This is a genomic window from Polynucleobacter cosmopolitanus (genome assembly GCF_002224225.1).
Classification (GTDB): domain Bacteria; phylum Pseudomonadota; class Gammaproteobacteria; order Burkholderiales; family Burkholderiaceae; genus Polynucleobacter; species Polynucleobacter cosmopolitanus.
Genome location: NZ_NJGG01000003.1, coordinates 100951 through 112280 on the forward strand (window position 1 = coordinate 100951; position 11330 = coordinate 112280).

At 44.1% G+C, this 11330-nt stretch carries 10 protein-coding genes and 3 tRNA genes; 5 read left to right on the forward strand and 8 right to left on the reverse strand.

Annotated features, from left to right (window positions below; translation table 11 throughout):
• Positions 1-22: 22 nt before the first annotated feature.
• From AOC33_RS08325 to AOC33_RS08335, 3 genes are all read left to right on the forward strand, one after another.
• Positions 23-98 (forward strand) — tRNA-Ala (locus AOC33_RS08325).
• Positions 99-154: 56 nt separating this feature from the next.
• Positions 155-230, forward strand: a tRNA-Glu gene (locus tag AOC33_RS08330).
• A gap of 7 nt (positions 231-237) precedes the next feature.
• Positions 238-314: transfer RNA gene (locus tag AOC33_RS08335), tRNA-Asp, on the forward strand.
• Positions 315-462: 148 nt separating this feature from the next.
• Here AOC33_RS08335 and AOC33_RS09250 read toward each other — a convergent pair.
• Both AOC33_RS09250 and AOC33_RS08340 read right to left on the reverse strand, forming a co-directional pair.
• Complete coding sequence (locus AOC33_RS09250; RefSeq protein ID WP_425439828.1) at positions 463-561, reverse strand: DUF5670 family protein; 99 nt, start codon at positions 559-561, stop codon at positions 463-465.
• 92 nt (positions 562-653) lie between these two features.
• Positions 654-2018 carry a DEAD/DEAH box helicase gene (locus AOC33_RS08340; RefSeq protein WP_089516554.1) on the reverse strand — a complete coding sequence of 455 codons (1365 nt, stop codon included), beginning with the start codon at positions 2016-2018 and terminating at the stop codon, positions 654-656.
• 270 nt (positions 2019-2288) lie between these two features.
• Here AOC33_RS08340 and AOC33_RS08345 point away from each other — a divergent pair, with 270 nt between their 5' ends.
• Entirely contained in the window at positions 2289-4292 is a 2004-nt protein-coding gene (locus AOC33_RS08345; protein ID WP_089516555.1) for an ABC-F family ATP-binding cassette domain-containing protein, read from the forward strand.
• Between the two features lie 2 nt (positions 4293-4294).
• Here AOC33_RS08345 and AOC33_RS08350 read toward each other — a convergent pair whose 3' ends face one another.
• Positions 4295-5167, reverse strand: coding sequence for a transporter (locus tag AOC33_RS08350; protein ID WP_089516556.1), 873 nt, complete (start codon positions 5165-5167; stop codon positions 4295-4297).
• A 161-nt stretch (positions 5168-5328) separates the two neighbouring features.
• Between AOC33_RS08350 and AOC33_RS08355 the strand changes: the two genes are divergently transcribed.
• A complete protein-coding gene (locus tag AOC33_RS08355) occupies positions 5329-5796 on the forward strand; it encodes a hypothetical protein (protein WP_089516557.1) in 468 nt (155 codons plus the stop codon).
• Between the two features lie 53 nt (positions 5797-5849).
• Here the strand turns inward: AOC33_RS08355 and AOC33_RS08360 are convergent, their stop codons facing one another.
• The 5 genes from AOC33_RS08360 to trxA all read right to left on the reverse strand — a co-directional run bounded on the left by AOC33_RS08360 (position 5850) and on the right by trxA (position 11240).
• On the reverse strand, positions 5850-7229 hold the full coding sequence (locus AOC33_RS08360) for an MATE family efflux transporter (RefSeq protein WP_089516558.1): 1380 nt from the start codon (positions 7227-7229) through the stop codon (positions 5850-5852).
• Positions 7219-8955 carry an ArnT family glycosyltransferase gene (locus AOC33_RS08365; protein WP_089516559.1) on the reverse strand — a complete coding sequence of 579 codons (1737 nt, stop codon included), beginning with the start codon at positions 8953-8955 and terminating at the stop codon, positions 7219-7221. The genes AOC33_RS08360 and AOC33_RS08365 overlap by 11 nt, the downstream gene beginning before the upstream one ends.
• A 101-nt stretch (positions 8956-9056) precedes the next feature.
• Positions 9057-9323, reverse strand: a complete 267-nt coding sequence (locus AOC33_RS08370) for a type B 50S ribosomal protein L31 (protein WP_089516560.1) — start codon at positions 9321-9323, stop codon at positions 9057-9059.
• Positions 9324-9474: 151 nt separating this feature from the next.
• Positions 9475-10737 (reverse strand): transcription termination factor Rho, encoded by a 1263-nt coding sequence (rho, locus tag AOC33_RS08375; protein ID WP_089516561.1) that lies wholly within the window; start codon positions 10735-10737, stop codon positions 9475-9477.
• Positions 10738-10913: 176 nt separating this feature from the next.
• Positions 10914-11240, reverse strand: a complete 327-nt coding sequence (gene trxA / locus AOC33_RS08380) for a thioredoxin TrxA (RefSeq protein ID WP_089516562.1) — start codon at positions 11238-11240, stop codon at positions 10914-10916.
• Between the last annotated feature and the right edge of the window lie 90 nt (positions 11241-11330).

Genomic DNA, 11330 nt, shown 5'->3' on the forward strand with positions numbered 1-11330 from the left:
TTTTTTAAGATCATCTAATTAAGGGGCTATAGCTCAGCTGGGAGAGCGCTTGCATGGCATGCAAGAGGTCAGCGGTTCGATCCCGCTTAGCTCCACCAGTAAGCTTAGATCGAAATGTAGTCAAGTAGTGAAATTGCAGTACCGTAAGTCCAGGGTCCCCATCGTCTAGAGGCCTAGGACACCACCCTTTCACGGTGGGTACCGGGGTTCGAATCCCCGTGGGGACGCCAAGTTTTTGGAGCGGTAGTTCAGTTGGTTAGAATACCGGCCTGTCACGCCGGGGGTCGCGGGTTCGAGTCCCGTCCGCTCCGCCAACAAAAAAGCCCTTGTTTTTAAACAAGGGCTTTTTTTATTTCTTCCAAGAATTACTTCTTGTACTGCTCAAGCTGACTACTTGCCACTGCAACTTCTTTTGGCAAATTGACCTGGGATTTGAGTTTTCATTTTACTTAGTCGATAAAACTATAAGCTACGCCCCTGAATAAATCCTCCTAATGTAGTGGAGGAGACAATTCCAGCAAGCCAAAGAATTAGAAGTAGTGCAGCAATTGTTTGAATCATATAAGCCCTCTTTTCATAAGAGCTACTCTAGCTGATTCAAAGAAAATCTTATGTGCGTTGCTGCACCTAGCAGCAACATCAATTCAAACCAATTACTTGCTACTGCTACTTCTTCTAGCAAATTGACTTGGTTTTTGTGTATTCATCTTGCGATGAGTTTTCTTCGGGGCGGTGATGGTTGAGTCTGATGGTTTGACTTGACCACTGCGCTTGGTTTGATTGGTACCTCTTGGAGAGGCGGCATTGTGTCTTGCCTGACCATGTCTTTGCGGCGCTTGCTGACTTCTCAGTTGGATAGGTTGAGCCACTGCGTTAGGGTCCGGTTCAAAACCAGGCACGACTTCTCTTGGCAAACTTTGTTTGATTAAGCGCTCAATATCTTTGAGCATATCGTGCTCATCAACGCAGACCAGCGATACAGCAACACCATTAGAACCAGCTCTGCCAGTTCGACCAATGCGGTGAACATAATCCTCAGGCACATTGGGTAGGTCGTAATTAACGACGTGCGGCAATTGGTCAATATCAATACCTCGGGCAGCAATATCGGTTGCCACCAAAGTAATGATCTTCCCAGCTTTGAAGTCTGCCAATGCTTTGGTTCTTGCCGTTTGACTCTTATTGCCGTGGATGGCCATGGCGCTGATGCCATTATTTTCTAATTGCAAGACTAATTTATTGGCCCCATGCTTGGTGCGCGTGAAAACCAAAACTTGCTTCCAGTCGTTTGACTTAATTAGATGAGCAAGTAAAGGGTGCTTATTGCCACGATCTACAGGGTGCATCAATTGTGTGATGGCATCATTGGTACTGTTGCTTCTTGCTACTTCAATCAATGAAGGCGAGTTCAGTAAATCATTGGCCAGCGCTTTGATCTCTGTAGAGAAGGTGGCAGAAAACAATAAGTTTTGGCGTTGTTTTGGAAGTGCAGCAAGAATTTTCTTGATGTCTCGTAAAAATCCCATATCCAACATTCTGTCGGCTTCATCAAGAATCAATATCTCCACATGCTGTAAAGAAATCGCGCCTTGACCCATCAGGTCTAAAAGACGTCCTGGCGTTGCCACCAAAATATCTAAGCCAGCTTGAATAGATTTGATCTGTGGATTTGCTCCAACACCACCAAAAATAACAGCAGATTTGAGTTGCGTGTATTTGCCATAGGTTTGAACGGACGCATGCACTTGTGCAGCGAGTTCACGAGTTGGTGTGAGTATCAAGCCGCGCACTTGACGTCGACGGCTGGTTTGATTCACCGGAGAGGTTAATAGGCGCTGTAATACTGGTAGCGTGAAGCCTGCAGTTTTTCCCGTGCCAGTTTGAGCAGCAGCTAATAAATCTCCGCCATTCAGAATGGCTGGGATTGATTGAGCTTGAATAGGGGTTGGCGTTGTATAGCCATGTTCGTTAATTGCTTTAAGGATAAGTTCAGATAAACCAAGATCTTTGAATTGCATAGGTACCAATAGAGTGATGACCTGTGCTCAGCAAAAAGTAATTTTTGGAAGGTCAATGAATGAACTGCTTAAGAAGAAATGTAGAGCGCAGTTATGAATGCTTACTGTTGCTATTTTAGTTCATTGCGGCTTGAATGTCCTATTTATCTTCACTTTGGGCTGATGTCATCAGTTAAAATAATGAATTCATGGGATATTCACCGATTATTTCTGGTGAACCATGAAATTATCAATTAATAACCCAGCAGTAGCTGGTATGACTGCTGAAAAATGATCACCTTAAACAATGTATCCCTGCGTCGCGGCGCCAAATTATTGCTTGATAAAGCAACGGTCACGCTCAATCCGGGGGAGAAGGTTGGTTTGGTCGGGCGCAACGGCGCTGGTAAATCAACTTTATTTGCATTATTAAATGGCACTCTTCATGAAGATGGCGGTGACTTTTCTATTCCTAAAGTATGGCGCATGGCCCAAGTGGCTCAAAACATGCCAGAAACTGAAGAGTCGGCCACTGAGTTCGTGATTGCTGGCGACACTCGCTTGATCGAATTAAGACAAGCGCTAGAGGCGGCCGAATTAGCAGAAGATGGCATGGCCATGGCGCATGCTCACGTTGACTTGGCAGATGCTGGTGAGCATGACGCAACATCCAGAGCGCAGGCGCTGATTCTTGGTTTGGGTTTTAAGGTCAGTGAGCTTGATCAACCCGTTAATAGTTTTTCAGGTGGTTGGCGCATGCGTTTACAGTTAGCGCGTGCCTTGATGTGCCCATCTGACTTATTGTTACTTGATGAACCAACCAATCACTTGGACTTAGATGCCTTGGTATGGTTGGAAGCATGGTTGAAGCGTTATGCAGGCACCATGATCGTGATTTCTCATGATCGAGAGTTTTTGGATGCAGTGACCAACGTTACTTTGCATATTGAGCATGCCAAACTGAACCGTTATGGTGGTAACTACAGTTCGTTCGAGCTCATGCGCGCTCAACAATTAGAGTTGCAGCAAGCATCCTTCTCAAAGCAACAAGAAAAAATTGCTCATCTACAAAAGTTCATCACACGCTTCAAAGCCAAAGCGAGTAAAGCCAAGCAAGCTCAAAGTAGGGTTAAAGCTCTTGAGCGCATGGAAAAAATTGCACCGGTGTTGGCTGATGCAGAGTTCACTTTTGAATTTAAAGAACCACAAAATCTACCGAACCCCATGTTGGCCATCAGCGATGCAAGTTTTGGTTACAAAGTGGATGGCGTCAATAAAGTCATCATCAAAGATGTCAACAAATCAGTTTTGGCAGGGCAAAGAATTGGTATCTTGGGAGCAAACGGTCAGGGTAAATCTACCTTGGTTAAAACCATTGCCAGAACCATGCCTCAGCTTGCAGGCACTGTGACTGAAGGTAAGGGTTTGAACATTGGTTACTTTGCTCAGCAAGAGTTGGATGTTTTAAGATCTGATGACAATCCTTTGGAGCACATGATTCGCTTAGCAAAAGATTTGGGCCCTAATGCGGCCGAATCAGGTCGTGAGCAAGACTTGCGTAACTTCTTGGGTACTTTTAACTTTGCGGGTGATATGGTCAAGCAAGCGGTTGGTACTATGAGCGGTGGTGAGAAGGCTCGCTTGGTCTTAGCAATGATTGTTTGGCAGCGACCTAATTTACTTTTACTAGACGAACCAACCAATCACTTGGATCTTGCAACCCGTGAAGCTTTATCAATGGCTTTGAATGAGTTTGAAGGCACCGTGATGTTGGTCAGCCACGATCGCGCTTTACTAAGAGCCGTTTGTGATGAATTTTGGCTGGTGGGTCGCGGAGAAATTAAGCCATTTGATGGTGACTTGGATGACTACCAACGCTACTTGCTTGAAGAATCTAAGAGACTGAGAGAAGAAGCCAAGATGGAAGAGGCCAAAAGTGTTTCTGTGAGTGTTTCTGAAGTTGCTAAGCCGACTGTCAGTATTGCCGTAGAGCCTGAGAAAAAGCCAGTAGTTCAAACCAGTGAGCAACGCAAATTAGAATCTGCCAAGCGCCAAGAGATCAATGCTCGGACCAAGCCTTTAAAAAAGCAAATTGAGCAAGCTGAAAAATCAATGGCGCAGCTTCAAACAGAGAAAACTCAATTAGAGTCAAAATTATTAGACCCAGTTTCTCCGCAAGAAATCGCGGATATTGGTAAGAAGCTCAAAGTGATCAACGATGAATTAACGGCTCTTGAAGAGAAGTGGCTAGGATGGACTTCTGAGATAGAAGCCATTGAATCTCAAGTATCTTAAATTTAAAAAAACTTGGTATATCTTAAAAAGATGCGCTGTTTATCTTCAAGTGCAGCGTTATTGTCGATGTCTTGACCATACTGCAAGGTCAGACGACCAAAGGAATAATTCCCAATCCCGCTCAATTGATAGCGATGTGACTTAATTGAATCGTTATTAGCTCTTCCACTAAAAATAGTTTCGCCACCTTCTGTATAGAAATATGCCGCTGCGAAACTGTATGTGTTATTCAATTTATAAAGAAGACCTGTTTGAGCGCTGTAAAGGGCTTTTTGTTCTAAGGTACCTAATCTATTAGTTAGAGAGCGACTCTCATCATTTTTTCCAAACCATAAAGTATCAAATGCAGCCATCCAATTTAAATTGGGAGCAATTCTGGTTTGGTAGGCAATTTGACCCGCCCATCGATAGCGATTTTCACCCATATTGATGGCTCTATCGCTTGAGTAGCTTCCAGTAGGGCTGATCAAATAGCCAGCAACAGCCACAAAAGTATTAGAAGTTTTATCAACGTAAGGCCAGTATGCAAATACCAGCGTGGTATCAATCATGCCATTATCAGCAGCATAAGGAGCAAGCGCCCCAGATGGATCATTTTTACCTGTGCCAGTGTGAAGATAAAACAATGCAGGTTGCTGATTCACCTCAAAAGCTTGGACATAACGAAACTGAACTTGAGTTTGATCAATTTTTGCATTCCTCGCACCAACTCTCTCCGCACTTAAATAAGAAAGTTGAACGCTGCGCAAACCAGGGGGTGGAGCGGTGGCATCGCCAGGTTGAAGATCGATTGCCCAAGCAGGGATAGAAAAACCCACTGCCATGATCAGTGTGGTAAGGGAACTAACTTTTGGTTTTATGGCTAATCGACGCATCTTGGCTATAAATCATGGAGATGAGTCATTTTATACTTTTTTATAAGTAACAAGGAGGGTGTCATCCTATTTGCTAATGAATCGTTAAAGGAAGAGGGGCATCGTTTATGATGACACTGTTAGCGCCTATGTGTGCGCCATTGGTTTAATAAAGGATTGATATGCATCGTAATTTTAAAAAAATTAGCTTGTTTGCTTTGATTGCTGCGACATTGGTTGGTTGTGCATCGACCCCAGTGGGTCCAAGCTTGGTCATCATGCCTGCACCAGGTAAGCCATTTGAAGTCTTCCAAAAAGATGATCAGGAATGCCGTACATATGCCCAAAATTCACTGAATACAACAGCGGATGAGATCGCCGCTAAAAATACGGCAAAAACGGCCATCATTGGCGCCGCAGTTGGTGCTGTAGCTGGGGCCATGGCTGATGGCGGTAGCTCTCGAAATGTGGGTACTGGTGCTGCTATTGGTTTATTGGGTGGTGCAGCAATGGGTGCTACTGGTGGCAATGATTCTGCCAAAGAAGTACAACGTCGTTATGACATTGCTTACCAGCAGTGCATGTACTCAAAAGGTCATCAAGTGCCAGGTTACTCTATTCAAAAGCCGGTTGAGGCTGCACCAAAATAATTAGCATCTGATTGCTGATGATTTGAAACTCAAGCAAAAAAATTGAGAGAGTGTTAAACCTCTACTGGAGGATGCTCTCTCTCAAATCTCCTGGCAGTTCTCTTGAACAAATTGATCAAGAAGGTTGCAGCAATAGCCAAACTTAAACTGTTGGCAAACCAAAATCCTTGAGCGCCCTGAAGTATCTCAGGGATGTTGCCAGTCAAATTAAATCCTAAAATATATCCGCCGCCAAGTCCAACACCCCAGAGTGAGATTGCGTAAATCCACATCGGCCAAAAAGCCACGCGATAGCCCCTCAAAATAAATGCCGATGTTACTTGTAGGGCATCAAAAATTTGATAGAAGGCAATGAATAAAAATAAAGGTATTGCCATTGATCGAACATCTGCTGATGGAGCATACAAATCAAGCAGAGGATATCTAAAAATCCAGACCAAGAAGCCAACCAAAACGCACAAAGTCGTTGTAAAGACCAAAGATGACCAACCAATCTCTTTTGCTAAGATTGGTTTATCTGCACCGAGTGATTGCGCCACTAAGGTTGAGGTGGCAATCGATAATGACAAAGGTAGCATATATAAAACCGTACCCAAGTTTGCAACAATTTGATGACCGGCTAAAGGCACGGTACCCAATTTAGCAATGAACAGCGCCATAAAAGCGAATGATGTCACTTCAATGAGATAACTCAAACCGATTGGTAAGCCCAGTTTTAAAAGGGTGCCAATCTTATGAGTATCTGGTCGGCTGAACTTTTCATAAACGCTAAAAATTTTATAAAACTTGCCTTGATAAACAATGATTAACATTGTTAAGAACCAAAGCCAATTGATGATCACAGTCGCCAGAGCGCATCCTGGACCACCCATGGCATCAACACCAAAGCCTCCATAAATCAGCCAAGCATTGAGGGGTATCTTTAAAAATAAGCCACCTATTTGTAACCAAGTGACCACGGCTGGTTTGGAAATGGCATTGTGATACGCCACCAAGACTCTCATCGCTAAACTGGCTGGTAAACCCCAAGCAACAATTTGTAAATACAAAATGGCTTTTGCTTCTACTTCTGGACTGGCATTCGCGATTGATAAAAATACGCCTGGGTTCATCAAGATCAACATGCCAAAAATACTCAGGCCAAGTGATAGCCACCAGCCTTGACGAACTTCCTCGCCAATTTCTGAAAAGCGTTTTGCACCAAATAACTGACCAGCAATCGGAGCTAATGCTGAAATAACCCCAGTCAGGCCAACATAAATGCTGATAAAAATAGAGCCTGCCATCGCCAGAGCTGCAAGGTCATCGGTGGAGTATCTTGCCACCATGGCCGTGTCCATCACGCCAAAGGCAATCACAGCCAATTGGCCAACCAGTAGTGGACCAGCTAATGAAAGTAGGCGGGGGATATCTCGCTTTAGATTACTGAGCATGACTCAGTACTTTGTACAGTCTTAATCGTTCAGAACGATCACTCACACGACGATCTTCCCAAATGAGTTCAAGATTCTTGTTCAGTCGCTGGGCAGTCTTACGTGCTTCACCAGGTTTATTGCTGATCCATAGGTCGCAATGAACATCATCCTTGAACTTTAACTTTGTGAAGTAAATAAATGAAGCTAATTGACCATCACCCAAATGCATTGAGTTGATACAGATAGATTGAGATGGAACCACTTGCACCAAGCGCTGCGCCACATCACGGTATGTTTTTGCATAATTGATGGTTGGTAGCCAAAGTGTCATCAGTAACACCCAAGTTAAAGTTGTGCCAGCAGCAGAAATCACGACTGCACGCCAAATCACTTTGGGAGCTCTGGATGTTCTCCACTTAACAACGCTCACCCACAAAATGGTCACTGCTATGGCTGCAATCAATGCTAACCAGCTAAATTCTGGAACAAAGCCAGGAACTTTTTTGGCAACGTTTCTTGCAAGGCCAGCAGGTAAGTTGGTTGTCATCGCAAACCACATGACCCAAATAAAAGCGCCAAGTAAAGTGAAGGTGAGCAGTGCAAACCAATCAATAAAACTGATCACACTGCGCTTAATAATAGGAAGGCTGAAGCATGCCCAGATAACCAATGGTGGAATGATCAATAGTAAAGATTGTTCACTGAGAGCTTGTAGATGAGTTTGATAAACCAATACTGCGATCACAATGCCCAGTGGTAATGCCATATTAGGGTTGCGAATGCCGCCCAATGGATTATTGGCACCTTTGCGCCAAAACCAAATACTCCACAGAGCCAAAGGCCAAACAGGCCAGGCATACAGAGGTAAGTTTCTAGCTAAAAAGCCCGAGGACTTAGCTGAAATAACCAACTGCATGGCGTCATTGCTCCACCAAGCTTGCCAAGCAGTTTGCATTTGACCTGTGGTCAAGCCTGAGATCCACCATAAAAATGGCCAAACACTGATGCCTAACAATGCAATTAGCCAAGTGCTTGCCAACCATTTGGGGTGAGGCTTGACCTCACAAATGATCAAGGAAACAATCAGACCAATAAAAATCAACACAAACAACCAAAGTGATGCTGATAGGGCAATGACAGCTAAGCCAAGACCAGTCCATGCGCCACCTTGAAGGGGTTTATCTAAGCCTCGGACCATGCCGTAAATAACGGTTGATACACCTAATAATTGAGCAAGTGCAGGAGTGGTTTCGTGAGCGCGCAGTGCCAAACCAACGCAGGCTAAGAAAATCATGAGAGCACTATCAGCCAATGTTCTGCCATAGTCTCTTGGTTCTGGTTGTCCACCTAGGGCAAATGCGGTTGGTTGAACCTCAGGACGACGTCCCAATAAATAAGAAGCGTTCCAGATAGCCATGCAGCTCAAGAAAAAACACCCGGCTGAATAAAGTCCTGCAGCGTTTGTAGGTCCCATCACCTGGCCAAATAAGCCAATCAAACTGGCACCTAACCAATACGGAAGTGGGCCTGCCAGGATCTCAGTTCTGCCATCAATGTGAGGTAGTAACCAGTCTAGCCATGAGCCATTGGCCAAGGTCCACATGGCCCCAAAGCCCGCGGCATCATCATTTTTCCAAGGGTCACGACCAAAGATCCCTAAGAGTCCGTAAATAGCCGTGATCAACACCAAAACAAAGCGAGGCAATGTCGATGTGGCAGCAGCAGTTAATCGAATGGATCTCATGAGGCTTAAATTTTGACCTGATTAGACGAGAATGAAAAGCTTATATGTAAAAAAGGCAGCGTGAGCTGCCTTTTATGATTTCATTGGTAAAGCTGAAATTCTTAGGCAGTTGTTTTGCCTGTAGCTTTTGTACCAAATTTCTGACGGAACTTCTCAACACGACCAGCTGTGTCCATGATCTTCTGAGTGCCAGTGTAGAAAGGGTGTGACTCTGAAGAAGTCTCAATCTTAGCCAATGGATACTCCTTACCATCTTCCCACTTGATTGTTTCTTTGGTGTTAATAGTAGAGCGTGTTTTGAAGCTGAAGTTGTTTGATACGTCTAGGAAAACAACTTCTTTGTAATCTGGGTGAATGCCTTGTTTCATTTAAATAGTCCTTTAGCCTGGTAGCCGCCCATCGGAATAACGGGTACTTGCCTGAATTAAAACGAGAATTGTAGCAAAAAATACTAGATACGGGCTCATTTTGGGTAAAACTGACTGGAAAACCACGTTTTCAGCCAGCTTTTACCTCAATTTAGCCCCCGCGACGCATCAATTCAAAGAATTCAGCGTTATTTTTGGTGGATTTCAACTTATCCACGATGAAGTTCATCGCTTCAATATCATCCATGTCAGAAATCAACTTACGTAAAACCCAGATCTTCTGGAGAATTTCAGGCTTGATCAAGAGTTCTTCGCGACGAGTACCTGACTTGTTTAAGTTGATCGCTGGGTAAACGCGGCGCTCTGCAAGACGGCGTTCCAAATGAACTTCCATATTGCCGGTGCCTTTGAACTCTTCATAAATCAAATCGTCCATGCGGCTGCCTGTTTCAATCAAGGCTGTTGCAATGATGGTCAAAGAGCCGCCTTCTTCAATATTTCTGGCTGCACCAAAGAAACGCTTCGGTCTTTGTAGAGCATTCGCATCCACACCACCGGATAAAACTTTGCCTGATGAAGGCACAACGGTGTTGTAAGCGCGGGCTAAACGAGTGATTGAGTCTAATAAGATGATCACATCACGCTTCATTTCAACCAAACGCTTGGCTTTTTCAATCACCATTTCTGCTACTTGTACGTGGCGCACAGCAGGTTCATCAAAGGTTGAGGCAACAACCTCACCTTTAACAGAGCGTTGCATCTCAGTCACTTCCTCTGGACGCTCGTCGACCAATAAAACGATTAAAACAGCATCAGGGTGGTTGGCTGAAATAGCATGAGCAATGTGCTGCATCATCACTGTCTTGCCAGACTTAGGTGAGGCAACCAATAAAGCACGTTGACCAAAGCCAATCGGTGCAATCATGTCAATGATTCGACCAGTTAGATTCTCTTCAGCTTTGATATCGCGCTCAAGTAACATCGGGCGATCTGGGTGAAGAGGTGTTAAGTTTTCGAACATGATGCGGTTTTTAAGCGCCTCAGGAACAATGCCATTGATCTTGTCTACTTTGACCAAAGCAAAGTAGCGTTCACCTTCCTTAGGTGTTCTAACTTCACCCTCTACAGCATCACCGGTGTGTAAGTTAAAGCGGCGGATCTGTGCTGGAGAGATGTAAATGTCGTCTGTAGAAGCCATGTAAGAGGCTTCAGGCGATCTTAGAAAGCCAAATCCATCAGGCAGAACCTCTAAAACGCCATCACCGAAGATGGTCTCACCACCTTTGGCACGTTTTTTAAGAATTGCAAACATCAACTCTTGCTTGCGCATGCGTTGGGTGTTTTCAATTTCTAGGCCAGTGGCCATTTCAAGAAGGGCAGATACGTGTAGTGCTTTAAGTTCGGTGAGATGCATGTGTGTGGAGTTAGGCTAAGGCCTCAAAGAAAGAACAAGATTTTTGGAATGTTTGATTAGAACAGAACGTCCTATCAGCTGTTGGGAGAATTCTACACCCTAAATTATAAAAAGAGCAAATAAAGTGTTTAAGGAGGATGAGGAGCTCTTTAGGTGAGCTCCTCAAATATCAATATTTAGATATGGCTATCCAAAAATGCAGTCAACTGAGACTTAGACAAAGCACCCACCTTTTGGGCGGCCACTGTGCCATTTTTGAACAAAATCAAAGTTGGGATGCCGCGGATACCAAACTGAGCTGGAATGCCTTGGTTCTCATCAACGTTCATTTTTGCAATTTGAACCTTGTCGCCATACTCTTTGGCAACTTCCTCAAGGATTGGGCCAATCATTTTGCAAGGACCGCACCATTCTGCCCAGAAGTCGAGCAACACTGGTTTATCAGACTTCATCACATCTTGATCAAAAGATGCATCACTCACGTATTTAATTGCGTCACTCATAAGAGTCCTTTGGTATTAATTGTTTTAATTATGATTGGTTGTAAATCTCATTTTTTGATAATTCACCAATAACAAGCAATATATTATCAA

Excerpts from the sequence above, each read along its gene's own strand:
- rho (WP_089516561.1), bottom strand. The coding sequence starts at position 10,737 with ATGCATCTCACCGAACTTAAAGCACTACACGTATCTGCCCTTCTTGAA.
- AOC33_RS08370 (WP_089516560.1), bottom strand. The coding sequence starts at position 9,323 with ATGAAACAAGGCATTCACCCAGATTACAAAGAAGTTGTTTTCCTAGAC.
- AOC33_RS08350 (WP_089516556.1), bottom strand. The coding sequence starts at position 5,167 with ATGCGTCGATTAGCCATAAAACCAAAAGTTAGTTCCCTTACCACACTG.
- AOC33_RS09250 (WP_425439828.1), bottom strand. The coding sequence starts at position 561 with ATGATTCAAACAATTGCTGCACTACTTCTAATTCTTTGGCTTGCTGGA.
- AOC33_RS08345 (WP_089516555.1), top strand. The coding sequence starts at position 2,289 with ATGATCACCTTAAACAATGTATCCCTGCGTCGCGGCGCCAAATTATTG.
- AOC33_RS08360 (WP_089516558.1), bottom strand. The coding sequence starts at position 7,229 with ATGCTCAGTAATCTAAAGCGAGATATCCCCCGCCTACTTTCATTAGCT.
- AOC33_RS08365 (WP_089516559.1), bottom strand. The coding sequence starts at position 8,955 with ATGAGATCCATTCGATTAACTGCTGCTGCCACATCGACATTGCCTCGC.
- trxA (WP_089516562.1), bottom strand. The coding sequence starts at position 11,240 with ATGAGTGACGCAATTAAATACGTGAGTGATGCATCTTTTGATCAAGAT.
- AOC33_RS08340 (WP_089516554.1), bottom strand. The coding sequence starts at position 2,018 with ATGCAATTCAAAGATCTTGGTTTATCTGAACTTATCCTTAAAGCAATT.
- AOC33_RS08355 (WP_089516557.1), top strand. The coding sequence starts at position 5,329 with ATGCATCGTAATTTTAAAAAAATTAGCTTGTTTGCTTTGATTGCTGCG.